The sequence below is a fragment of the Siccirubricoccus deserti genome, from assembly GCF_014283215.1.
Lineage (GTDB): Bacteria > Pseudomonadota > Alphaproteobacteria > Acetobacterales > Acetobacteraceae > Siccirubricoccus > Siccirubricoccus deserti.
The window spans coordinates 1-23,048 of the sequence record NZ_JACOMF010000052.1 but is presented as its reverse complement, the minus strand read 5'-3'; the positions used below and the strand labels follow the sequence as shown (position 1 = coordinate 23,048).

The 23,048-nt window shown below is 66.7% G+C and carries 24 protein-coding genes, 1 tRNA gene and 2 pseudogenes; 14 read left to right on the top strand and 13 right to left on the bottom strand.

All coding sequences use genetic code 11. The features are described from left to right. Window positions 1-154, top strand: a 154-nt coding sequence (locus H7965_RS24185; protein ID WP_186773141.1) for a transposase, incomplete at its 5' end; no start/stop codon positions are given. A 13-nt stretch (window positions 155-167) separates the two neighbouring features. Next, window positions 168-302, top strand: a pseudogene (locus tag H7965_RS24180) (integrase core domain-containing protein); the annotation flags it as partial. Window positions 303-483: 181 nt separating this feature from the next. Here the strand turns inward: H7965_RS24180 and H7965_RS24175 are convergent. Then, the gene (locus H7965_RS24175) at window positions 484-2,043 is read right to left on the bottom strand and encodes a winged helix-turn-helix domain-containing protein (protein ID WP_186773140.1); all 1,560 of its coding nucleotides are present in this window, start codon (window positions 2,041-2,043) and stop codon (window positions 484-486) included. A gap of 132 nt (window positions 2,044-2,175) precedes the next feature. On the opposite strand from H7965_RS24175, the gene H7965_RS24170 reads away from it, so the two are divergent. Together H7965_RS24170 and H7965_RS24165 are read left to right on the top strand one after the other, a co-directional pair. Beyond that, the gene (locus H7965_RS24170) at window positions 2,176-2,775 is read left to right on the top strand and encodes a DUF4395 domain-containing protein (protein ID WP_186773139.1); all 600 of its coding nucleotides are present in this window, start codon (window positions 2,176-2,178) and stop codon (window positions 2,773-2,775) included. Continuing rightward, entirely contained in the window at window positions 2,772-4,214 is a 1,443-nt protein-coding gene (locus H7965_RS24165; protein WP_186773138.1) for an aminotransferase class V-fold PLP-dependent enzyme, read from the top strand. The genes H7965_RS24170 and H7965_RS24165 overlap by 4 nt, the downstream gene beginning before the upstream one ends. Window positions 4,215-4,326: 112 nt before the next feature. Here H7965_RS24165 and H7965_RS32300 read toward each other — a convergent pair. The 4 genes and pseudogenes from H7965_RS32300 to cueR all read right to left on the bottom strand — a co-directional run. After that, window positions 4,327-4,683, bottom strand: a pseudogene (locus tag H7965_RS32300) (integrase core domain-containing protein); the annotation flags it as partial. 463 nt (window positions 4,684-5,146) lie between these two features. After that, window positions 5,147-5,965: a DUF305 domain-containing protein gene (locus H7965_RS24155; RefSeq protein ID WP_222440784.1), complete on the bottom strand. Its 819-nt coding sequence runs from the start codon at window positions 5,963-5,965 to the stop codon at window positions 5,147-5,149. 141 nt (window positions 5,966-6,106) lie between these two features. After that, on the bottom strand, window positions 6,107-6,499 hold the full coding sequence (locus tag H7965_RS24150) for a hypothetical protein (RefSeq protein ID WP_186773136.1): 393 nt from the start codon (window positions 6,497-6,499) through the stop codon (window positions 6,107-6,109). A gap of 20 nt (window positions 6,500-6,519) precedes the next feature. Beyond that, complete coding sequence (gene cueR / locus H7965_RS24145; protein ID WP_186773135.1) at window positions 6,520-6,978, bottom strand: Cu(I)-responsive transcriptional regulator; 459 nt, start codon at window positions 6,976-6,978, stop codon at window positions 6,520-6,522. A gap of 292 nt (window positions 6,979-7,270) precedes the next feature. Between cueR and H7965_RS24140 the strand changes: the two genes are divergently transcribed. The 6 genes from H7965_RS24140 (at window position 7,271) to H7965_RS24115 (ending at window position 13,352) form a co-directional block, all read left to right on the top strand. Beyond that, the gene (locus H7965_RS24140; RefSeq protein ID WP_229682764.1) at window positions 7,271-9,544 is read left to right on the top strand and encodes a heavy metal translocating P-type ATPase; all 2,274 of its coding nucleotides are present in this window, start codon (window positions 7,271-7,273) and stop codon (window positions 9,542-9,544) included. Window positions 9,545-9,612: 68 nt separating this feature from the next. Next, the gene (locus H7965_RS24135; RefSeq protein WP_186773133.1) at window positions 9,613-9,867 is read left to right on the top strand and encodes a hypothetical protein; all 255 of its coding nucleotides are present in this window, start codon (window positions 9,613-9,615) and stop codon (window positions 9,865-9,867) included. Window positions 9,868-9,998: 131 nt separating this feature from the next. After that, on the top strand, window positions 9,999-10,223 hold the full coding sequence (locus H7965_RS24130; RefSeq protein WP_186773132.1) for a hypothetical protein: 225 nt from the start codon (window positions 9,999-10,001) through the stop codon (window positions 10,221-10,223). A gap of 61 nt (window positions 10,224-10,284) precedes the next feature. Beyond that, window positions 10,285-10,359, top strand: a tRNA-Thr gene (locus tag H7965_RS24125). Window positions 10,360-10,463: 104 nt separating this feature from the next. After that, window positions 10,464-12,062: a tyrosine-type recombinase/integrase gene (locus H7965_RS24120; RefSeq protein WP_186773131.1), complete on the top strand. Its 1,599-nt coding sequence runs from the start codon at window positions 10,464-10,466 to the stop codon at window positions 12,060-12,062. 711 nt (window positions 12,063-12,773) lie between these two features. After that, window positions 12,774-13,352 (top strand): recombinase family protein, encoded by a 579-nt coding sequence (locus tag H7965_RS24115; RefSeq protein WP_186773130.1) that lies wholly within the window; start codon window positions 12,774-12,776, stop codon window positions 13,350-13,352. On the opposite strand, the gene H7965_RS24110 is transcribed toward H7965_RS24115, so the two are convergent. From H7965_RS24110 to H7965_RS24085, 6 genes are all read right to left on the bottom strand, one after another. Then, the gene (locus H7965_RS24110) at window positions 13,334-13,714 is read right to left on the bottom strand and encodes a MarR family winged helix-turn-helix transcriptional regulator (RefSeq protein ID WP_186773129.1); all 381 of its coding nucleotides are present in this window, start codon (window positions 13,712-13,714) and stop codon (window positions 13,334-13,336) included. The genes H7965_RS24115 and H7965_RS24110 overlap by 19 nt on opposite strands. A gap of 608 nt (window positions 13,715-14,322) precedes the next feature. Then, window positions 14,323-14,850: a hypothetical protein gene (locus H7965_RS24105; RefSeq protein ID WP_186773128.1), complete on the bottom strand. Its 528-nt coding sequence runs from the start codon at window positions 14,848-14,850 to the stop codon at window positions 14,323-14,325. Between the two features lie 165 nt (window positions 14,851-15,015). Next, window positions 15,016-16,215, bottom strand: a complete 1,200-nt coding sequence (locus tag H7965_RS24100) for a sensor histidine kinase (protein ID WP_186773127.1) — start codon at window positions 16,213-16,215, stop codon at window positions 15,016-15,018. Window positions 16,216-16,315: 100 nt separating this feature from the next. Further along, on the bottom strand, window positions 16,316-16,624 hold the full coding sequence (locus H7965_RS24095) for a hypothetical protein (RefSeq protein ID WP_186773126.1): 309 nt from the start codon (window positions 16,622-16,624) through the stop codon (window positions 16,316-16,318). Window positions 16,625-16,649: 25 nt separating this feature from the next. Continuing rightward, window positions 16,650-16,937 carry a hypothetical protein gene (locus H7965_RS24090; RefSeq protein WP_186773125.1) on the bottom strand — a complete coding sequence of 96 codons (288 nt, stop codon included), beginning with the start codon at window positions 16,935-16,937 and terminating at the stop codon, window positions 16,650-16,652. A gap of 44 nt (window positions 16,938-16,981) precedes the next feature. Next, the gene (locus H7965_RS24085) at window positions 16,982-17,329 is read right to left on the bottom strand and encodes a hypothetical protein (RefSeq protein ID WP_186773124.1); all 348 of its coding nucleotides are present in this window, start codon (window positions 17,327-17,329) and stop codon (window positions 16,982-16,984) included. 414 nt (window positions 17,330-17,743) lie between these two features. On the opposite strand from H7965_RS24085, the gene H7965_RS24080 reads away from it, so the two are divergent. Next, the gene (locus H7965_RS24080) at window positions 17,744-18,355 is read left to right on the top strand and encodes a hypothetical protein (RefSeq protein WP_186773123.1); all 612 of its coding nucleotides are present in this window, start codon (window positions 17,744-17,746) and stop codon (window positions 18,353-18,355) included. 80 nt (window positions 18,356-18,435) lie between these two features. Then, entirely contained in the window at window positions 18,436-20,112 is a 1,677-nt protein-coding gene (locus H7965_RS24075; protein WP_186773122.1) for a hypothetical protein, read from the top strand. 66 nt (window positions 20,113-20,178) lie between these two features. Here H7965_RS24075 and H7965_RS24070 read toward each other — a convergent pair whose 3' ends face one another. Then, the gene (locus H7965_RS24070; protein WP_186773121.1) at window positions 20,179-20,745 is read right to left on the bottom strand and encodes a hypothetical protein; all 567 of its coding nucleotides are present in this window, start codon (window positions 20,743-20,745) and stop codon (window positions 20,179-20,181) included. Window positions 20,746-20,929: 184 nt separating this feature from the next. Here H7965_RS24070 and H7965_RS24065 point away from each other — a divergent pair, with 184 nt between their 5' ends. After that, window positions 20,930-21,232 carry a helix-turn-helix domain-containing protein gene (locus tag H7965_RS24065; RefSeq protein ID WP_186773120.1) on the top strand — a complete coding sequence of 101 codons (303 nt, stop codon included), beginning with the start codon at window positions 20,930-20,932 and terminating at the stop codon, window positions 21,230-21,232. A gap of 75 nt (window positions 21,233-21,307) precedes the next feature. Here the strand turns inward: H7965_RS24065 and H7965_RS24060 are convergent, their stop codons facing one another. After that, window positions 21,308-21,523: a hypothetical protein gene (locus H7965_RS24060; protein WP_186773119.1), complete on the bottom strand. Its 216-nt coding sequence runs from the start codon at window positions 21,521-21,523 to the stop codon at window positions 21,308-21,310. A gap of 364 nt (window positions 21,524-21,887) precedes the next feature. Between H7965_RS24060 and H7965_RS24055 the strand changes: the two genes are divergently transcribed. Next, a complete protein-coding gene (locus tag H7965_RS24055) occupies window positions 21,888-22,169 on the top strand; it encodes a hypothetical protein (RefSeq protein WP_186773118.1) in 282 nt (93 codons plus the stop codon). Window positions 22,170-23,048: the final 879 nt, after the last annotated feature.

Genomic DNA, 23,048 nt, shown 5'->3' with positions numbered 1-23,048 from the left:
GAAGCGCTGGATCGTTGAGAGGACCATCTCGTGGCTGAACCGCTGCCGTCGCTTGGCCAAAGACTGGGAGTGCCTGAACCGCACCAGCCTCGCATTCCTGCGCTGGGCCTCCGTTCGCCTCATGCTGCGAAGGCTCTGCCAGACAACAACATGATCCCGGACAGACACTCAGCCTGGAAGATGCCAGGCTGAAGTGTGAGGCTTGGCGGGTAGACTACAATGAGGTCCGGCCACACAGCTCGATCGGCCACAGAGCCCCGGTCGAGCTGGCAAACGCCTTAGGACAGGGTGTCCCGCCCTGAGGCAACGAAGCCGGATTTTCCCACACCCGCCGGTCCAATATTAGGGGCAAGTCCAAGGAGGCCAACTCTCCCATCGCAGGTGGATCCCAGGCAGGGGGGAAGGTCAGTTGAAGGCATCCGCGCGGGCGAGAGCTAATCGGCCTCGCTGTGTGCATAAGCTCGCATGCGAAGGCGGGTTGTCCTATTCGGATAGGCCAGCGAGCCGCAGACCTGCCAGGTAACGCTCGCGCACCGTGCCACGGAAGGCGGTATGTGCCGCGGCGTCTGCGAGCGTATAGCCCGGCGCCACCGCCAGCAGTCCCGGCAAGGCCGCACGCGCCTCCTCTAGCCGGCCGAGCAACGCCAGACTTGTTGCCAGCAGCCGGTAGGGCACAAGGTAGTCGCGGTTCTGGGTGATCGCCCGGTGCACCCAGGCCGCCGACGCCTCATAACGCTCGCCGACGAAGTACGCGGCGCCAAGGCAGGTAGTGAAAAAGGCCATTTCCGGGTCGACCGGGCTCAGCCGCATCGCCCGTTCGGTCCAGCTGACTGCGGTCTGCCAGTCGCCGACATAAAGCCGGTTCCACGCCCCAAGATAAAGGCAGAACCCGGAGTTGGGCGCCAGTAGCACGGCCCGGTCCGCCGCCGCGGCCCCGGCCTCATAGTCCCGGCCCAGGAAGGTCAGCGCATGTGCCGCCCACGCGAGCGATGTGGGATCGTCCGCCCCGCCCTCGCGCACCAAGTCGCGGGCGCAGCCCACCGCTTCCTCGACCTCCACTGCCGAGGCCCAGCCCTGCGTGGCGCGCAGCACGAGCTGCCCCGCCAGCGCCCCTTTGGCGGCAGAGAAGGTCGGATCGAGCTCGATCGCGCGAAGCAGCAGGCGCAACGCCTCATCATTGTCCTTGCGGCCGGCAAAGCGGTACGGCAGTGCGCGCAGGTAGAGGTCGTAAGCGCCGAGGCTCTCGGTAGGCTTGGCGCGGGCGCGCTCCACCTCTGCGCGGTGGAGGTTCGGCACGATCGCGCCGGCCACCGCCTCCGTAATGCGATCCTGCAGGGCGAATATCTCGCCCAGCTGGCCGTCGAAGCGCTCCGCCCAAATGTGGCGGCCTGCCTCCGTTTCGCAGAGCTGTACTGCAATCCGCACCTGGCCGCCAAAGGCACGAACGCTACCTTCCAGCACATAGCCGACGCCCAACTCGCGCCCGGCGATCCGCACATCAACGGGACGGTCCTTGTAGGTGAAGGAGGAGTTGCGAGAGATCACCGAGAACCAGCGCAGGTGGGAGAGCGCAGTTGTCAGGTCGTCGGCTATGCCATCGGCGTAATAAGACTGCCCTGGGTCGCCGGTGAGGTTGGCGAAGGGGAGCACCGCCACCACCGGCCGAGTGCCGCGCGGCGCCGGGGTGACTGCCCCCCCGGGGGCCAGGTGGCCCTCCTCGCTGACGGCGCCGGTGAAGCGGTAGCCATGGCCCGGGACGGTGACGATCAGCACCTGCGCCTCGTCCCCGAGCACCTTGCGGAGCATCGAGACCTGCACCTGCAGGTTGGCTTCCTCGACTACGACGCCACGCCAGACGCGGCGCAGCAACTCATCCTTGGTCACAACGGCGCCGCGCGCGTCCACCAGCGCGAGCAGTAGATCGAAAGCGCGGTTGCCCAGCGGGACGGCAACGTCGCCCGTCAGCAGTTTGCGGCTGCCAGGCAGCAGCCGCCATCGCCCGAAACACAATATCGGCTCCACGCCTGCCTCGCCAGCTGCCACGCCCGGCCGGGTCCTTTGGGAAGTTTTGGGCGGTCCAAAGCGCCTTGCCAAGGACATTAAGGCCCCCCTCCGACACGATCCCACGGCAGCAGCCGGCCGAGGAGGCCGGCGGCCGACAGGAGGCGGTTCGCGATGTTGTCAGCACTGGTCCGTTCCTCGGCTTATTCGAGACGCCCATACGGCGAGGTGATGCTGGGCCTCACCCATGACGGCACCGAGGTGCGGGCCGGCGTGTTCAACGAGCACCAGGTGCGCGCGGCGGCGGGGCTGACTATGGCGCTCGGCGCGGTAGCCTTCGCCTACGCATACTTCGCAGCGTTCTATTTGCCCATCCAGGTCGTGACGGCGGTCTTCTTCGTTGACTTTCTCATCCGGATGATCGCTGGCATTGGCTACAGCCCCACCGGCCTTGTTGCGCGCTGGATGACGCAGCGGGAAGCGCCGCACTGGGTTTCCGCTAAGCCGAAGCGCTTTGCTTGGTCCATCGGCGTGGTGATGTCCTTTGCGATGACGCTGATCACGAACGGCGGCATCCGCGGAGACGTGCCGCTTACCATCTGTCTGATGTGTCTCGCCCTGATGTGGATGGAGGCAGTGCTCGGCCTTTGTCTTGGCTGCGAGATCCATCGCCTGCTGGTCCGGCGTGGTTGGGTCCGCCACGACGAGGCTTTCGAGATCTGCACGCACGGCTCCTGCGCGATTACACCGCGGCGTGGGGGGGCGGCGCGATGAATGCCATCCATCCCCACGTCGGCTGCCTGCCCGTCGTCCGCGAGAGCATCGTCGGGATCGAGCAGTGCGTGCCGCTGCTCAATGGCTCCCGCCGCACTTACGTTAACCTCGATAACGCGGCGACCACGCCGGCGCTGCGCGAGGTGACGGGGGCGGTGGCCGAATTCCTCGAATGGTATTCCTCCGTGCATCGAGGCTCTGGCTTCAAGGCACGAATGGCGACCCATGCCTACGAGGAGGCACGCCAGGTGGTTGGCGACTTCGTTGGCGCCAATAAGCGCGACCATCTGGTGATCTTCGGCAAGAATGCCACTGAGGCGATCAACAAACTGGCGTGGCGGCTGGACCTGGCGCAGGACGACGTCGTGCTCGTGTCGCGCATGGAGCACCACAGCAACGATCTCCCCTGGCGGGCGCGCGCCAAAGTCGTGCATATCGGCCTCGACCGGCACGGTGGGCTCGACGAAGAGGATTTCGACCGGCAGCTTCGGCTGCATGCGGGACGGGTGCGCCTGGTCGCGGTCTCCGGCGGCTCCAACGTCACGGGGCATATGCCGGATGTGCACCGGCTGGCGGTCAGGGCGCATGCCGCTGGTGCGCAGATTCTGGTAGATTGCGCGCAGCTCGCGCCGCACCGGCGCATTCACATCCGTCCGCTCGAGGATCCGGCGCATCTCGACTACGTCGCGCTCTCGGCGCACAAGATGTACGCGCCCTTCGGTTGCGGCGCGCTGATCGGACGGCGTGACACCTTCGCGCGAGGCGAGCCGGAGTACCGCGGTGGTGGCACCATCTCCTTCGTCACGCTCGATGAAGTGGCATGGGCGAGTGGCCCGGACCGGGACGAGGCCGGCACGCCCAACGCAGTGGGCGCGGTAGCGCTCGCGGCGGCAATGCACGCGCTTGAGGCAATCGGCATGGAGTCGGTGGCACATCACGAGGCGGTGCTGACGGCCCATGCGCTGGAGCGGCTCGGCGCCATTCCAGGCCTGCGCATCTATGGTGACCCGGATCCGCGACGCGCGACACAGCGGCTTGGCGTCATCCCCTTCAACATCGAGGGGCTGCCACACGGCCTAGTCGCGGCGGTGCTCGGGGCAGAGTTCGGGATCGGCGTACGCAACGGCTGCTTCTGCGCCCATCCTTGCATGCTGCACCTGCTGGGCTTGACGGCGGCGGAATCGGCGCAAGCACGGGACAGAATCTCGGCCGGCGACCATAGTTCGATTCCCGGCATGGTCCGCCTGAGCTTCGGCTGCTACAATACGCTGGCTGAGGTTGACCTGGTGGCTGACGCACTCGGCAGCATCGCGCGCAGGGCCTATCGCGGCACCTATGAGGTGGACGCGGTGACTGGTGAGCATGTGCCACGAGGTTTCCTGCCTGAACTTCACGGACCGCTTTCGCTACTCGGCCGGCCCGACTTCGCGCTGCGCTGATCGCCCCCGGCGCCACGAGCGCGCGCTCCTTGTCGGCGCAGGACGGGGTGGATGAGGCCCTCCCTCATCCGCGGCGAAGTTGATGCGCTTCATGTTTGGCGCCCGTGGTGTGCTATGGTGCGCTGCTGAACACTTCGTCTGCTCGGCCCAAGTGGTGGGGAACGGCTCCATGAGCCGCGGCAGTGTTTGGTCCCGGGATTTGATGGTGCGGGTCATGGATGAATCTGGACGGCTCTTCCGTCCAGGCGTTGCAGATGGCTTCGCAGGGCGTGAGGCCCCGTAGGGTCTTCAGCCGACGGGCGAAGTTGTAGGCGGCGACGAAGTCGGCGAGGTGCTGGCGGAGCTGGTCGTGGCTCTGGTAGTGGAACCGCTTGACGGTCGCGTCCTTGATGGTGCGGTTCATGCGCTCGACCTGACCGTTCGTCCATGGATGTCGAGGCTTGGTCAGCCTGTGCTCGATGTTGAGCTCGGCACAGGCAAACTCGAAGGCGTGACAGAGGAATGGCTCGCTCCGAGCCGGCATTTGCCGGATGTCCTCGGGTGTCCAGCCATCGCCGCCAGGTTCGGTGAAGGGCGTGCCGTTGGCTACCGTCTTCGGGTTGATCCCGTAGCGCCTGACGAGCCCTCTCAGGCTCTCTTGACTATGCTGCATCGCTCGATGGACCGCCGCAGTCGTTGTGGCGCTCCCATGTTGAACCTGGCCCATAGCGCGTCCTTCCACGCTTGCTGGAAGACTGCACCATCAAACCTTGGGAGCAAACATCTAGCCTGCCGCCCATGCAGCCGAGATAAGCACGACAAGACGCCCGATGAGTTCCGGGTTCGAGCGCCTCAACGGCGAGATCAAGCGCCGCACCGATGTCGGCGGTATCTTTCCCGTGGAGCGGATTCATGCGGCGGGGCGTTAGCGCCCCGCCGTGATCCGCCCTGATTCAGTGCCCGGCATGGCCCCCATGGGCAGACGGCGCCACGGGCGCCCGCTGGCCGGCTGTGGCGGGCTGCGGCATGGCCTTGCCGCCATGCGCCATGCCCTCCATGCCATGGATCATGGAGGCGTCCACCCGCACGCTTTCAGGGTCGCCGGTATAGGCGGCGACCACCGACCGCATCAGGGCGATCTCCTGGGCCTGGTCGGTCATGATGTCGACGTTCAGCAGCCCGAGGAAGCCGTTCCTGGCCTCCGGATTGGCGTGATAGGCCCGCGCCATGTCCAGCGCCGCCTGATGGTGCACCGTCATGCCCTTGGCGAACTGCACGTCCCGCGCCGTGACGGGGCCGCCCGGGCCGGCCAACGGCGCCGGGATCGGCGAGCGTTGGAAACGCTGCATCTGCGCCAGCCCCTCGGTGGCCGAGGGCTGCAGCACCAGCCGGAAGAGGCCGAGGTTCAGCACCACCGGCGGGCGGTCGAGGTTGCGGGAGACCTCGTCGAGCAACCCGATCTCGAAATCCTGGTTGCGGAGGATGGCCCGCGCGAGCGCCTTCAGCACCGGGCTGCTTGCTTCCGGGTCGGCCAGGTACTCCTGGCTCATCGTCAACGCCCCGGCGTGGTGCGGGCGCATGCCGGCGATGTAGTCGCGGTCGGCCTGCATCGCCGCCGGATTGGCCGCTTCCCACCAGGTGGTGGGCACCGGCGTCCCCTCGGGGTCGTAACCATCCTCGATGGCGGCACCGGCCGGGACGGCGGCGAGTGCAAGGGCGGCGGCCATGGCCGCGCCGGACAGGAGGCGCCGGGCGGCGCGGGGCTGGATCATGCTGGGCATCTTATCTGCCTTCATCCGGCACAGCCGCGGGCGCGTCGCCCCCGGACCGGCCGTGGTTCCCCCTCGCGGGGTTGGTAGGGCTGGATCAATCTATGGGCCGCGGTGACGGCCCCTCCGGGCGGTTGCCCGTGGTCAGGCGGCGCGCGGTGGCGGGAGTGCCGGAGGGAATTCGATGCCCAGCCGCAGGCGCGGCACGGCGGCGAAGCGGGTGGCGGGGCCGGCCGGCGGCGGCAAGCCGGTGGCGGCGGGCGGCGGTGCGCCGGCCAGCGCCGGGCATTGGGCCGAGAGGCAGCAGGTCATGCCCGGGATGTCGCCGGGGTGGCCGCGCTCCCCGGAGGCCGGTGCCGGAGCCTGCGCTGCCCCGGCATCGGTGGGGCGGTGGTGCGCCGCGTGCTGGTGCGATGGCGCATGCGATGGCGCGGCGGCCGGGGCATGCCGCACCGGGGCACCCGGCAGGGCGAGCAGGATCAGCGCCAGCAGCGTGGCGATGACCCGGCTGAAACTGCGATCTGGTCCGCCCCTCATGGTATGACCGCCTCGCCCGGTTAGGCCGCCGGGCCCGGAGCGGCGGGGCGCGGGCCGGCCGGGCGCCGGGGCGCTGCCGCCCGTCGCGCGCCGCCGCCCTCCAGCTCATGCAGAATTGGGCATTCCGGGCGCTGGTCGCCGTGGCAGCTCTTGGCCAGGGCCTGCAGCGTGTCGCGCATGGCGATCAGCTCCAGGATCCGGCTCTCCAGCTCCGCCACATGTTCGGTTGCGATCCGCTTCACATCGGCGCTGGACCGTCCGTGGTCGAGCCACAGTCCGACCAGCAGGCCGATGCGCTCGATCGACAGGCCGAGGTCGCGGGCCCGGCGGATGAAGCCCAGCGTCCTTACCTCGGTCTCCGTATAGACGCGGTAGCCCGCATCGGTCCGGCTGGGCTTCGGGATGAGGCCGATGCTTTCGTAGTACCGGATCATCTTGGCCGAAACGCCCGAGGCCGCCGAGGCCTGTCCGATGTTCATGCCGGTCTCCGTCCAATGCCACCGGAAAGGCGGCCCGCTGATCAGCATGGGGATTCCCATGATGGGAAGGTCAAGGCATGAATTGGGGGCGCGGCTGCAGGAGTTGAAGGCTTGACCTTCCCATCATGGGAATCCCCACCTTGGGGACCAACGGCCCGCACCCGCGCAGGCCATTCCGGAGACGGCACCCATGAATGGCCAGCCCCACAGCGGACACCAACACCAGGCCGGGCATTGTTGCCACACCGCCCCGGCGGGTGCCGAGGCCCGGGTCAAGGATCCGGTCTGCGGCATGTTGGTGGACCCGGCGAAGACCCCGCACCATGCCGGGCACGGCGGTCAGGAATTCCATTTCTGCAGCGCCGGCTGCCGCACGAAATTCCTTGCCGATCCGGCGAAATACCTGGACCCCAGGCCGCCGCTCCGGGCCGAGCCCGTGGTGCCCGGCGCCATCTACACCTGCCCGATGCACCCCGAGATCCGCCAGCCCGGCCCGGGCAGCTGCCCGCTCTGCGGCATGGCGCTGGAGCCGGAGATGCCGACCGCCGAGGCCGGGCCGAACCCCGAACTCGTCGACTTCACCCGGCGGTTCTGGATCGGCCTGGCGCTGACCGCCCCGCTCTTCCTGCTGGAGATGGGTGGGCACATCCCGGGGCTTGGCCTGCACCATCTGGTGCCGCCGCGGATCTCCGCCTGGGTGCAATTCCTGCTGGCGACGCCGGTGGTGCTCTGGGCCGGCTGGCCGTTCTTCGTGCGCGGCTGGCAGTCGGTGGTGAACCGCAGCCTGAACATGTTCAGCCTGATCGCGCTCGGGACCGGCGCCGCCTATGCCTACAGCGTGGTGGCGACCCTGGCGCCTGGCGTCTTCCCCGAAGGGTTCCGTGGGCCGGACGGCTCGGTGGCGGTGTATTTCGAGGCCGCCGCGGTCATCACCATCCTCGTCCTGCTCGGCCAACTGCTGGAACTGCGGGCGCGGGAGCGCACCGGCGGTGCGATCCGTGCCCTGCTCAACCTGGCCCCCGCCATGGCGCGCCGGGTCGGCAAGGATGGCGCGGAGGAGGAGGTGCCGCTGGCCGCCGTCGCGGTGGGGGACCATCTGCGGGTGCGCCCCGGCGACAAGGTGCCGCTGGATGGCGCGGTGCTGGAGGGTGCCTCCAACGTCGACGAAAGCCTGGTGACCGGCGAAGCGGTGCCGGTGCCAAAGGCGCCGGGTGCGGCGGTGATCGGCGGCACCTTGAACGGCCAGGGCAGCTTCGTCATGCGGGCTGACCGGGTCGGCCAGGACACGGTGCTGGCGCAGATCGTCCGCATGGTGGCGGGCGCCCAGCGGTCCCGCGCGCCGATCCAGCGGCTGGCCGACCAGGTCGCCGGCTGGTTCGTGCCGTTGGTGATCGGCGTCGCCGCCCTGGCTTTCGTCGCCTGGGCGGTGTGGGGGCCGGAGCCACGGCTCGCCTTTGGGATGATCGCCGCCGTCTCGGTGCTGATCATCGCCTGTCCCTGCGCGCTTGGCCTGGCCACGCCGATGTCGATCATGGTGGGCGTCGGCCGCGGCGCCCAGGCCGGCGTGCTGATCCGTAACGCCGAAGCGCTGGAGCGGCTGGAGCGGATCGACACGCTGGTGGTCGACAAGACCGGCACCCTGACCCAGGGGCGGCCGGAGGTGGTGGCGATCCACGCCACGGGCGGCATGGCGGAGGCGGAGCTGCTCCGCCTCGCCGCCGGGCTGGAGCGGCCGAGCCAGCACCCGCTGGCCGATGCGGTGGTGCGGGCGGCCGAGCAGCGCGGCCTCGGCCTGCCCCCGGTCGAGGGTTTCGACGCCCCTGCCGGGCGCGGCGTGACCGGCCGGGTGGAGGGGCGGCGGGTCGCGGTCGGCAACGCCCGGCTGATGCAGGAGCTGGCGGTGGAGATCGGCGCCGTGGCGGCGGAGGCCGAGCGGCTGCGCGGCGATGGTGCGACGGTGTTCTTCGTCGCGGTGGATGGGGCGGCGGCTGGGCTGGTGGCGGTGGCCGATCCGGTGAAGCCGACCACCCCTGCGGCGCTGGCCGGGCTGCGGGCGGAGGGCATCCGGGTGGTCATGCTGACCGGCGATAACCGCACCACTGCCGAGGCGGTGGCGCAGCGCCTCGGGATCACCGAGGTGGAGGCCGAGGTGCTGCCGGACCAGAAGCAACGGATCGTCGAGCGGCTGAAAGCCGAGGGCCGCCATGTGGCGATGGCGGGCGACGGGGTGAACGACGCGCCGGCACTGGCCGCCGCCGAGGTCGGCATCGCCATGGGCACGGGGACCGATGTGGCGATGGAGAGCGCCGGGGTGACCCTGCTCGGCGGCGACCTGACCGGGATCCTGCGGGCCCGGCGGCTGTCGCGAGCGGCGATGCGCAACATCCGGCAGAACCTGGTCTTCGCCTTCGTCTACAACGCGGCTGGCGTGCCGGTGGCGGCGGGAGTGCTGTACCCGGTCCTTGGCATCCTGCTCTCGCCGATGATCGCGGCGGCGGCGATGGCGCTGTCCTCGGTGAGCGTGGTGGGCAATGCGTTGCGGCTGCGGCACGCGCGGATCGATTGAGGGCGGTGCAGGCCGGGCTTGCCGAGGGCGGCGGTGATTTGCCATGAAGACGCCCGGAGGGCCGGGGGATGCGTTTGACCGGACGGGCCATGGTGTTGGTGGGGGTGCTGCTGGCCACCGGGGCCACGGCGCAGGAACGCGGCGGGGCGGCACGGATGCCGGCGGGCCGCCCTGGCATGGCGCCGCTGCAGACCGAGCCGGGCGACATTTGGGCCGAGGTGCGGAGCTGGACCGATGGCGCGCGCCGCCGCCCCACCACCTCGACCGAGCCGCCGCGCCAGGCGCCGCGCCGCCGTCCCCAGGCGAGCCCCCCGCGGCGTTGATCCGCTTGCGAACACGATGCGGCCAAGGCGGTTCCGGAAAGTCCCTGTTAACGCCGGTGGCGGCATTCTCCGACCGTCGCCCTTTCGGGCGGGTGGAGACGGCGCCAGGACGGCTCAGGGCATGGACACTCATGGCGGCCGACTGGAACAATCTCTCCGACGAGGTTCAACTCGCCCTCTCGCGGGAGGCGCTGCGCCGGGCCGCGGACACGTTGGCGGAGCATGCCGAGTTGCTGGCGGCCGAGATGGAGCAGGGCAGCCTGAGCGACCAGGGCGGCCCGGATGCGCTGCGGCTGTTCGCGGCGGTGGTGCGGACCACCAACCAGGACGCCTTCGGCCCGATCGGCCACGCCTGAGCCTCGGTGCCTGGTCGGCATGGTTGAGTGCCGGGCCGTGGCGCGCTATCGCTGTCGTCACGCCGGGTTAGCACAGCGGTAGTGCAGCGGTTTTGTAAACCGAAGGTCGGGGGTTCGATCCCCTCACCCGGCACCAGCCTGGGCGGGAACCGGCCTTTGAGCTGAAAGTCTAGCTCATCAAGGGGTTGGTAAGGGCGTTTGGGATACGACACGGGATACGGTGCCGTGGGTGTCCTTCGAATGAGCCGGCCTTTCCGCCGCCCGAGCGGCCAGTTTTTCATCCGAATCCGCATACCGAACGACCTACACGCGGTTGCCGGTAAGCAACTTTACAGCAAACCCTTGGGTACCGATGACCCTGCCGAGGCGCAGCGCCGCTGGCCGGCCGCGGTGGCTGCGTATGAAGCGACGCTGCTCGAATGGCGCTGCGCGGCCAACCGGGTATCGCTCACCCCCAACGAGGCAGCCGAACTGGCGGTGAAATGGGGTGTGGCGCTTGCAACCGGTGTAATCCCATTCGCCGCGGACCGGCGCGAAGCGTTTGACACCAGCGGACCGGGAGGCACCTTTCCTTCCGATGCCGATAGGATGCGCTTCGAAGGGCAGCGGGAAACCCATGCCCGCGAAGCCCTGAGCCTCGCCGAGATATCGGTGACTCCGGAGGGATGGTCGGCGCTGCTGGAAGCCATGACCCATCCGGTCTTGACCGCCTATATCGAAGCCGAACTGCGCGCTGCCGGTGTTTCGGCCGTCGGGGGCAGCCCCGCCTTTTCACCCTTCACCCACGCCTTGGAGAAGCACGGGGCGATCGTTCGGACGGAGCGGCCCGAGCCAGAACCACCATCCAGCGCCGCCCCGGTGGCGCCCTCCATCGCCCCGGTCCAATCAACGCCGGTTGTGAGCTTTGACAATCTGCTGGTGAGATGGCGCCGGATCACCGCGGCGAAGCCGCGGACCATCGAAGCAACCGAGTATGCGGTACGGGACTTCAAGAAGTTTCTCGGGCATGGCGACGCTGGACGCGTGACGAAGGCGGATGGGCTCCGGTGGCGGGAGGATTGCCTGGGCCGTAACCTGACCAACAACACCTTCAACAACCGCCTATCGATGGTCATTCAGGTTCTGGAAGTGGGTGTGCGCGACGGGCTATTGCCCGCCAATCCCTTAGCCGGATTGCGACTGCCCAAGAGCAAGGTCGCTCTGCGCCATCCCTACTCGGACGTAGACGCCGTGCGCATCCTGACGGCCGCCCGCAAGGAAACCTCGCCGGCGCTGTGGTGGACTCATTGGATCATGGCGTTCACCGGAATGCGGGTCGCCGAGGTTCTACAGCTCACTCAGGACGATATCCGGCAGGACGGTGCCACCGGCCTTTGGTACATTGCGGTCCATGAAGCCGACGCCGGCAAGAGCGTGAAGAATGGTCATGCTCGCAGCATTCCGATCCATCCCGCTCTGATCCATGAAGGGCTGCTGGACTACGCCAAGGGCATAGAACCCAGTGCGCCGCTGTTCCCGGACAAGAAGCCTGACAGATACGGCCAGCGCGGCGGCCGGGGCTGGAACCTTGTCGGTCAATGGGTGCGGTCAACTGTTGGGATCACGGACACCAGGGTCGCGCCAAACCATTCATGGCGGCATCGCATGGAAGATGAGCTGCGCACCGCAGAAGTCCCGGAGGACGTCCGCGACGCCATTCTCGGCCATACGCGGCAGACGACCGGGCGGCTCTATGGTGTTCGGGGCGAGGCGCTGTCACGGCTTTACAGGGAGCTTTCCAAAGTGCCGGTGCCGAAAGGACTTCCGAGCGGGTTGGAGGAATGCCCTCTGGCGGCGTGACGAAACCTGTCAGGGCTTTATCGCATCCCGTTGGGAACGCCGTTGGCATGGCTTTACGTAGGAGCAATCGCTTCAATCGGGGTGTAGCGTCGCCGACAGGGGGAGGTGGGTGTCGGGCGCTGACGGTCAGGTGATGCGGGTCTGGTAGCCGCCTTGAATGCTGAATGATATTCAATCTGATGGATAAAAGTAGACCGGACGAGTCACCCACCGCTGCGACGCGGGCTGATATGTACCGCGAACGCTTCCGTCGGACCCAGGTCATCGCGGCCCAGGCGGCCCGCGCCCGAGCCGCAGGCGGGACCCCGAGCGAGGACGAGGCGGCCCGTCTTGTGGCGGAGTACCAAGCCCGTGGTGGTCGGGTTACCGTCTACCCCTTGGCCGAAGACGATTCGCCCGACGGCAGCACCAGCCGTTAGAGTTTGACCGCAAGGGCGCTACAGGCCATGCGCATTTGGGTGCGCTTCCCTCTGCGGTAATATATTACCACACAAATCTTGCTGCGCCTTCGAGACAAACCTAGCTCTCAGCTCGGGTTCCGGCCGCTAATGGGCCTTCTAGATGCCTCCGCCCGCGTCACCGCTTCTCACACGGGCTTGGCCTAGTGATACGCCCTCGGAACTATGGTTTCCGTCTCACACGAATACCAGTTCCGCATTGAGACGTTCCGGATCAGAATCTCTAAGAGCCTTACGAGACGGAGCGGGCGGGATGCAGATCGGATACGCGCGAACCTCAACCACGGACCAAGAGGCCGGCCTGGAAGCCCAGGAGCGCGACCTAACCGCTGCCGGGTGCGCCAAGCTATTCGCCGAGCGGGTGTCCTCGGTCGCCAAGCGGGCTCGTCTGGACGCCGCCCTGGATTTCGTCCGCGAAGGCGACACGCTGACCGTCACGAAGCCCGACCGCTTGGCCCGCTCCGTCTCCGACCTGCTGGCGATCGTCGCCCGGCTTGAGGCGAAAGGTGTCGCGCTCCGGGTCCTCTCCATGGGCGGCGCCGAAGTCGATACCCGCACTCCAACCGGCCGGCTGATGCTCACTATGCTTGGTGCCGTCGCTGAGTTTGAGCGCGCCCTGATCCTTGAGCGGCAGCGCGAAGGAATCGCCAAGGCTAAGGCCGAAGGTCGCTACAAGGGTCGGGCTCCGACTGCCCAGGCCAAGCGTCCGGATGTGGTGAAGCTGATTGCCGAGGGCGTCCGGCCAACCGAGATTGCGAAGCGCCTCGGGATCGGCCGGGCGAGCGTCTATCGGGTGCTGGCGGGCACCAAGGATCAGGCGACGGCGGCCTGAGCTGTTGCTGCGGCCTGCGTCTCGGCGCCACCCGCCGCTGCGGACATGGCTGCCTTCAGGTCGCGCAGGTAAGTCTGGCCGGCCGGCGTCTGCTGGACATGGACGCTGCGACGGTCGAAGGGGTCAGTCGCGCGGCGGGTAAGGCCCAACTTGCCAAGCCGGTCCAGCGCCCGGGTGATCGCCGGCTTGGAGACATTCAGTTCCGCTGCGAGCCCGCGAACCGTATGCGGCCCTTTCGCCAAATAGGAAGTTAGGAAAACGGCGAGCTGCCGGGCCGTCAGGTCAGCGGAATCGCGGCGAACAGTCGCAAGGACTGTCTCACTCAGCACATGGAGCAGCCGGTCAGGATTTTGATCAAGCATGGTCGGCACCCCCCCAATTCGTAGACCGAGCCGATCATTACAGAGTCGTGATGCAGGCGCAAGGTTTTTTGGTGTGGGAGCGCAGATTCGGCAGCTATGGGTTGAAGTTCGGGTTCCTGAGCAACCTGCTTGGCCCGGTTGTACAGCCAGCCACACCATACGTGAGGCGGAGTCAAAGTTCGTTTCTCTCTGGCAGAACAACCTTAAGTTGTGCTAAAGCTGCGGCATGGTTCGCTTGCTTCACGCAGTTGTCCTGACATGGATGATCGTCCTCGCGGTATATGTGACCGGGCTTAAGCCATCCGGTGACGCCTACGCCGATCCACCGGCCGTCGTAGTCGTTCAGCCGATGATAGTGAACGGCCACGTCGTTCAGCCCTACGATCCCCTGCCATAGCTCGCTGGAAGCCCGCCTACGCGTTGGATTTGAGGCCGCTAGGGGTGTAGCGGCAGCGGCCGTAATCGACTCCTGCGAGTCTCAGCGGTCCAGCGTGAGGCATATCCGGCACCGTCTGCCGGTTGCCCGGGGTAGGCATGGGCCACCCGGGGGCTGCCCGGTTTATCCTCTACGCGCTCGCCGGCGAATTCGCGCCGTACGATGAAACCACTCACTCCACCCCGGCCGCTTTGATCCGGTCCAGCCGCAACTCGCCTTTCGCGCCCCACCCACTCACACCCTCGGGGATATCAGGACGGAAGCCCGCATACAGCCGGAACCCGATGCGGTTCAGTTCATCCGGATCGTACCTCGCAGCCAAAGCCTCCATGGCCTCGCGGACTTCGGGTAAGCGGCTACCGAACGCCCTAGCGATGTAGGCGGCAACCGGCGCCGCGGGTGCAGGTTTGCCCTCGCCAGCATCAGCCAGGACGACGCCATCGGCGTCATGCGTCAGTCGTACATCCTTGCCAAGCAGCCGCGTCGTATCCTGCGGCTTCGCCGGAGCGGAGTCCTTCGCCCGGTCACCTTCCTCCGCAATGCCAAGGCGCCGTGCCTTGGCCCGCGCAGCGGTGGCTGCGACGGCGCTGGCCAGGCTCAAGGCGGTGTCGGGCGGGTGTCCGAGGCGTTCGGCCACCACCGCAGCCCATAGGGTCAGCACGGGAGCGCGGTTGACGCGGATGGGGGGCAAATCGGCCATGCTGCCAACCTACTGCTCAACGCCGACCGGACGGTGCCCTAGGCCCTAGGTCCGGCCAGGTGGAAAACGCGCCTTGCCGTTGTCTGACCATAGGAGCGCCGCCATTCGATTGCGGTCTTGTTGCTGTCCCCGTGAGGCGGACGACAGCGACACCAGTGCAATGGCTCATACAACGTAGGGGAAGCGAAGGGTCACGCTGGTGCCGCGCTCCGGCGTCCCCCGCTCAATTTCCCCTCCGAGTTGCCGGGCTAGGTGACGGAGAAGGTCGGAACCCTGCCCGCCACCTGCGCGCTGCGCCGCCTCCACCACTTGCGGGTCCATCCCCCGCCCCTCGTCGGAAACCGTGAGCGCCGCCTCGGCCTTGCTCGGATCGCAGCGCAAGACGACGCGCACGATGCCACCCTCTCCGCCCTCCGGGTAGGCGTACTTGGCCGCATTGGTCACCAGCTCGTTGACAACAAGGCCCACTGCCACGGCTCTGTCGAAAGGTAGCGCGCAGGCATCCAGCTCGGCTTCCACGACCACCCGGCCGCCGAGGCTCAGGCCTAGGCTGCCGAGCAATGCCCGCAGATAGCCTGCAAGATCAGTAGTCGTCCCGTCCCCGAGGCCGCCGCCCTCCACTGCCGAGAGGCGGTCCTGCGCTAGGGCGATGGCGGTGACCTGCTGCATGAGTTGCCCCATCCACTCGGCGGCGCGTGCGTTCTGCTCGGTGATGGCAGCGCGGCGCGTGCGCGCAAGCATGGCTGCCACAAGGGCGAGATTGTTCTTAGCTCGGTGCTGCAGCTCCCGCAGCAGCACGGCCCGGCGTTCTGCGCGCACCGCTATCTCTGCGGCGGCGACTTCCGCTGTCTGCACTGCCGTAAGGCGCTGAAGGGCGCCGGCCAGCAAGGCGGCCAACGTCTCCAAGAACTCGGCGTCGGCCTCGCTGAAGTGGCCGGGCAGCTCGCTGTCGGCTTCCAAAACACCCCAAATCATGTTGCCGAAGGTGACGGGGACGTTCAGCAGCGAGACAATGCCGTGATCGGCGATTACCGGATGGAGGCGGAACTCGGGATGGCCACGGATGTCGTCGATCAGGACTGCTTGGCCAGTCTGAAGCGCGCGCCCCGATGGTGAGTCCAAGTCGGTGCCGAAGCGGGCTATCCCGACCACGCCGGGCTTCCAACCCACCCCGGCCTCAATCAGCAGGTCGCCCTGCTCGGCCCGGTAGCGCATGACCTTGGTATGGCCGACGCCGGTCGCCCTTGCGGCCTGCGCCACTGCACGCTGAAGCAACGGGCCGATCTCTAAACCTTCAAGCGCGATCTGACCGAAGTCGCGCAGGATACGCTGATGCAGGCGCAGTCGCCGCAGTTCCTCGGCCATGACGGGTGCGGTCGCCGGGCTCGGCGGGGGATGGTCATTCGCCATTGGCCATTAACCCGCTCGGCTGCCAGAGGTTTTGCGGCCTCAGATCCCAATGCGCTCACTCGCTTCGTAACGCTCGCGCCGCCGGATGTAGTTCACGGATGCGCCGCGACAGCCGGCAGTTCATGCCCTCCGCCACGAACCGGGCGCGTTCGAATTCCAGCAGCGTGTCGGCAGTCAGGGCGCGCTGAACGGCGTCGTCGCAGATCGTGACACTGGTTGGGTCGGGCGGGCTTGGAGCTGCTGCATACATCCCGAGGCCCATGATGCCGGCCCCCGTCAGCATCGCTGCGACGGCCATGCTGGCGGGCCAAGTCCGCTCATTCCAACGCTGCCACCAGCTACCGATACCGGCCAGCATTTCCATACCCCGCCTCCGCTTCGCTCGGTGCCTAACGCTGCGCCGGGCGCAGGTCCCGTAGCTGGCGCCCCACATCGCAACGCATGGCATCCAGCAGGTACTTTTCGCGCTCAAGATCGACCAGGGTGGAGGCAACCAGAAAGCGCCCTGCTGCATCTGCGCAGACGTCGGTTCGCGCGGCCAGCCGATGTTCGCTGATCACGCGAGCGGCCAATGCCGCGACGCCGAGGAAGGCCAGCATACCCAAGAGAAACAGCCCTACGGTCTGAACCGCCAGGAACCAAGGCTTGTCGGGCAGTGACGCCAATTTCCCTTGCATGGCCGCTATTCCTCCGATCCGGGCGAGGCGCCTGCTCTGGCTCGTCACGGCCGTGCCGCCACCGGCCGCAGATCAGCAAGCCGGCGCTCAACGCTGCACCCCATGGACCCGAGCAGAAACTTCTCACGCTCCAAATCTACAATCGTCTCGGCCCGCATGAGGCGCGTCATGGCATCGTCGCAGAGAGCGCGGTTGTTGGCAGTTGAAGCGGGCCACGCCAGTCCGAGTAAACCCGCGCATAGAATGAAGGAAGTTACCCCGAGAAGGACGCCGAACACGCCGAGCAGCCAAGCCGTACGGCGGCTTTCGGTCCGTTGTGTCTGCGCGAATTCGGCATCCAAGCTGGCCTGCTCGGCTTTGTATTTCGCCATCCATTCCGCGTGACGGAGCATCGTGTTCGTCTCCTACCCGGGCAGCAAACGCCGATTGAGAAATGCGTCTCCGCGTCACGGCCTTCGAAGTCGCAGAGGCCGCCGGTCCTTCGCTCCGCACCACGGTAACCATGCCTCGTCCCTCTCTCGGTTAGCCCGAACCTCGGGCCGGACGCACGGTGCCGATGGCACCGACCGTAGCGTCGCTCCCGAGGCGTGATGCGGCGGTTCCGGATTACCCGGCCCGACCGAGCCCCACGGCACATGCCCGGAGGCAGGAGCGCAAGCGGACCATATACGAATTTCCTGGACATCACGAAAAAGTGATGTCATACAGGTGCGGTCAGCACCCCTCCTGCATTGACAAAGCTATTTTAACCCTGGGACGCACCGAGCGCCGATATGCATTCTTCCCCAAAACCGCGGCTGGCCGCCATGCAAAGCCGCCTTCAATCCCTGGACCTCGGGGACGTCGGCTTTGCCGCCAACACCCTGAGCAGACTGTCTCAGCCACGCTGGATCGCCGGTTACGACGATTACGGATGGCCGGTAGCCGCCCCTGCGCTGACGCCTGACTGCCTTCGGAACGCAGGCGCAGTGCGCGCCCTGATCCTTGCACCCACCGCTGAGGCATGGCGGCTTGTGGAGGACGTAGTGTCGGCCGCCGAAGCTGCGGAGGTAAGAACCGGTCGGCGTGCCCGTCGCCGGGAAGGCGACGCACTCTCCTGGCTCCGGGGCGCCTCGCTGCTCTGGATCGGCAACCTCTTGCTGGCCTGGGGACGTCGGACACCAGCCGTCTCCTTCCGATGGTTGCGAGCGCCGGAGCATCTGGACTTCACCGATTCCAGGAGCGCCTTTACAGCGGCCTTGGAAACCCTTGAGCCGGGTGGCTTCGTCAAGGTTAGCCGGGGCTTCACGCTGGACGGCAATCCTGCCTACCGCGGCGTGGTGGTCGTGCCGACTGAGCGGTTACTGGACCGCGCCGGGGCACTCGGCATCACCCCGGAAAGCGTCGTTCAGCACTTCGGGCAGCCCGCCAACAGCTAGCCGGCACCGGCACCGAATCGCCGCCTTCACCGTTCCCAACATTTCCAAACCCGGGTGAAAGCCCGGCCAAGGCATTTCAAATGGATATTGAGCATCCGTCCGGGCTGGGTGAGCCCGGCGATGAAGATGTGGATTGGCTCACTAACGATATTAGTAGGCTCCCTCGGGGGCCGTATAATCATAAGGCCCTCATCGATCCGTCCGGGCAAATGCTCCAAGGGTTGATGCTTGCCATCGACAACGGCGGAGGCCCGGAAGCGAAGGCGAAGCTGGCCGAATACCTACTGGCAAACGGCCAAGACCTGCCAGCCTTCCTTTCAGCATATGCGCCAGCCTTGCAACAGCCAACGCTGCCTCTCCGCGTTCCGGAAGCATCCCCGGACCCTCGGCCTGCGCCCAAGGTTCTGCCGGGGCTTGGCTTCGCTCTGTCACCCGAGAAGCTTACCAAACAACAGGTCGGGGATTCGCGTCGCCTGGACCTGATGATCCAGCCAGCCAGCCCGGCGGCCGAGAAGGTGGTCGAAGCGGTGCTGGCGCAGATCAAGGCCCATGAAGAACGGTGCGGTACTCGGCAACGGAAGCGTCGCAAGGATGCCGAAATACAGCTCCGGGATTCCGTTGGGGCAGTTGTCGGCAATCTCCTGCGTGCTTGGGGGACGGCTGAACCATTGCCGACCTCTCGGACCCTGAACGTGAATAGCTTCACCGGGGAAGCCATCCGTAGCCGCACCTTCATCAGCACCGTGAAGGCCATGGTGGCGCTGAACCTCATGCGCACCCGGCGAGGCGGCAATCCGAAGGACGGTGGGCCTGGGTACGCTTCCCGCTTCTGGCCGACCGATGGCCTGCTGCGGCTCGCCTTCCTGCACGGGATCACCGCCGAGACAGCCCATAATGATTTTGTCCGCGGCAAGCCTCGGGCATCGATCTGCAAGCCGCCGAAGGTCAGTGACCCGCTCCGGCTCAAGGCGATCCCGCCGCATCTCAACTCGCAGCGCGGCAAGCGCCTACCTATCGATCCGCAGGACGAGATTGCGGCCGTCCTGCGAGGCCAAGTAGAGGCGTTCAACGCGTTTGCCCGGACCTTCGACGTGACGGGGTGCGTACCGCCGCGGTGGTTCCGGCTGTTCTATGGCGATTTCCGGCTCTACGGCCGGCTCCACGCTATGGGCGATGGCAACTACCAGAGCATGGCGCCCAGTGACCGCTTGGCCGATATCCGAATCAACGGCGAGGCGGTGGTCGAAATCGACTTCGCCTGCTCCTTGCTCACCTTCATGCACGGCTTGGCCCGGCTTCCGCTCCCCCTAGGCGACCTCTACGCGGTGCCGGGCTTCCCGCGATGGGTTGTGAAGAAATGCGTCAACGCGACCTTGGGGAATGGTAGGCCGCTGTTGAAGTGGCCGAAGGATGCGTTGGCCGAGAAGCCGGAGTTGGGGAGGTACAGCATCGCGGCCGTCAACGCCGCTGTAGTCGCGCGCTACCCGATGCTGGCCGAGCCCTGTCGCCTTACGGAGGGCTTCTCGCATCTGGCTCCGCCGCATCGGACCGTGATCCACATGCTCATGGGCACCGAAAGCGACGTGGTGATGGACACCCTGGTCGCGCTCCAAGCCCGAGGCATCTTCGGCCTGCCGATGCACGACGGCCTCATAGTACCGGCGTCTGCGGAGACGGTCGCCTGCGAGCTGCTAATTGATGCGGGGACGCGCTTCGCGGGGCTGACGCTTCGGCTGGATGTGGACCGCCAGCCGTAGGGTTCGTTAGGCGGGAGCCGGACAGGATCAAGCACTTCGCTTCAATAGCTACCGCCGTCGATCTTCCTAATCGTCGCCCCCTCGGGAACACGCTCGACTCACCGCAGCGTTCAGCGTCGTAATGCCGAGCAGCCAGTTGCTCACTTGGAGTGGCAGCGGTTCGTTGGGGCCGAGCTGACGCCATTCGACCGTGCGGGCCAGCGGGTAAAGCGAGGCGTCGAGTTTGCGGCAGCGCCACCCTCGATGTTGTTCGAGGCGCTCCCCGGCGACCTGCGATAGCAGGACGCCATCAAGCCCAAAGGCGCGCCCGAACGCACTCAGGTTTTGGACGACGAAAGCGTTCAGTTCTGGCGACAGTGCAAGGAACAGCTTGTCCTTGAAAAGCGGGTGCCACTCAACCGGGTAGGGAAAAGTCTCGGGATGAGGCCACCGTTCTACAGTATGCACGTCCCAAGGATTTGCAAATTCATTGAAGAAGCAAGGAATCCGCTTCTTCCATTTCGCCTCACACGCCCGAAGGTCCGCCCGCTGGCCTGGGTATTGAAGAACTCCGATTTCAAAATCACCTTCCTCTGACTGAGGAAGATCGTAAATGGCCTGTAGGCGCCGGTTCGGGTGCTTTCCCCGGCGCAAGTTCGATTTGTGGCAGGACCATCGGAAGGAGAATATACTTGCAGACCCGATATAAATCCAGCCCGTCGGCCGAAATCTGATCGCGTATACAGCTCGCCTCCCCATACTACGCCTCCCCCCGCGACCAAGCGGTACTCCCTAACCAGCCGCTTGCGAATCGGCATCTAGGCTGCCACCCCTATGGGTGAAGGCGCCATCAAATGTCGTCAAGGATGCCACTACGGCTAGCCAAGTCCGCGCGGCACGGGCTCTGCTGGCGTGGTCGCAGCGTGATTTGGCGGCGCGCAGCGACGTGCCCCTGCGCACCTTGGCCCGCATTGAAGCCGGCGAGGTGGCGCGTCCCCGAGGCACGACAATGCGCCGCCTATCGTCGGCGCTCCGCGACGGCGGTGTTGAATTAATCGCCGCCAACGGCGGTGGACCCGGTGTCCGCCTCGCCCGTGAAGCCGCGCTTCGGGAGGCCATAGCAGCCGCCAAGGGGGAGTAGCGGCGGACTTGGCACCGATGCCAGGCGCGCCTGATACTGGCGGACGGGATGCGCTAGTCGCCGGCGCAGGGGTTCTCAGCGTGGTGTCCGCGCGTCGGGTTTGCGGATAGTGCCATCAAGGCGATCGGAAATCCCCATGACCTTCGCCTCGATGTCCGCCATCCGCCGGTCTATCTCGCGGAAGCGCGAGTCGATTGCTGCCAAGCCCGCACGCATTTCGGGGCGCATTGCACGGGCCTCGCTGGCGACCGCTTCAGTTTGTCGGGCGAGGGCTTCCAGCTCAACCGCCATGGGACCCATCCTTTCGCATAGACCGGGGAACCTATCCCGGTCCGCTCCCCGTGAATCGCGCCATCATTTTCTGCCGTTGGCAAGGGGAGAGGGCGCGTGCGGATTCCTGCTCTCCACGCCGGAATTGGCGTCCGCGCTGGCGTTGTTGAACTCATCCCTCCGAACGGCGGTGGTGGTCCCGGCGTCCGCCTCACGCGCGAGGCCGCGCTGCGAGCGGCCGTGGCAGCGGCAAAGGGCGAGTAGGGACTGGCTCCACGATTCCGTCGGCGCTTGGCACGGGAACCACCCCGGCCTCATGCTGCCTCTGTCGCATTCGACACCAGCGCAGATGCGCCGCTACTCGGTATCCCCGATGGAGGACGCCATGCCCGACGACGAAGTGCGTTTCGACGCATCTACTCCGCACACCGCAGCAGTCAGCCTTGCCGAGCTGGTGGCGGAGGCTTCCCGGCTGGCCGCGTCAATCAGTATGCAGCGCCAGAACATCGCCGCGGGCGAGTCCTGGGAGGACTTGCCACCCGACCTTGCGGCGAAGATGCCAACTTACCGGCAACGCCTGGACGATACCGAAGCCCGGCTTAGACAAGCCAAGGGCGAGCTGGCGAAGGGCTTTGCATGGATAGCCAAGGGTGTTCCGAGGTGGTGAACGAGCTTCACCCCGTGCCGGCTATGACGAAAGCGCCTGCCACCCTAAAGCCCGATCATGGTCAACTTCGGCGCTCGCGCCGGCGTGCTGCCGAGCGCCATCAAGGCGGACGCTCGCAGCAGCCATAGTATCGCCCGCATTGAGCCTCTCCGGCCCATGCCTTGAGGCACGATGTTCTTGACTCGTTCTCGATGTCTGCGCCATTCTTCCAGGCATGGCGGACACTGATGATGAAGCTTCGCACCGCCCCCCGGGTTGGCTTGACCACGGCACGCTTGGCGTCATGAGGACAGCCGCGAACCGCGCTTTGCATTGGGGACACGGCGCTGAAGGCGCTGCCATCGCCGCACGCGACGTGGTGTGGGCGCGGTATCCGTCGCTCCCCTTGACCATGATCGCCGACGCGGTGGCGGCGGTTGTGCCCGATCCTGCCGGAATATCCGCCGCGAGAGGCGAAGCACCCACACGGCATGGCGTACCACTCCGCGCTGCGACCCCGGACGAAATTGCGCAGTCTCTTGCCTATGCTCTGCGCTTCGACGACCGCGGGAAGCCCCGGCGGACTGGCTATGAGGCAACTGCGGCACTGGCGGCGGCGCAGCTCGTCCAGCATTTGACGCTGTCCGGAGTCGTGTTCATGCGCGGGCCACCGGCCCCGGCGCACGGGGCCAATTCCTCTCGATCGCAAGGATGACGCTTTCAGGGTCACGCTAGCCAACGAGCGGCGCAGCTTTTAAGGCTGGCGGCACTAGCACTACTTCGGCAGATTTCTGTTGGCCTGAGATCCCGGCTGGTAAGCTGATGGACGTTCCGATTGAGGTGCGGCCCGGTGAGGTGGCGCATGATCGAAGCGGCAGCGGAGTGGGAATCGACCTTTGC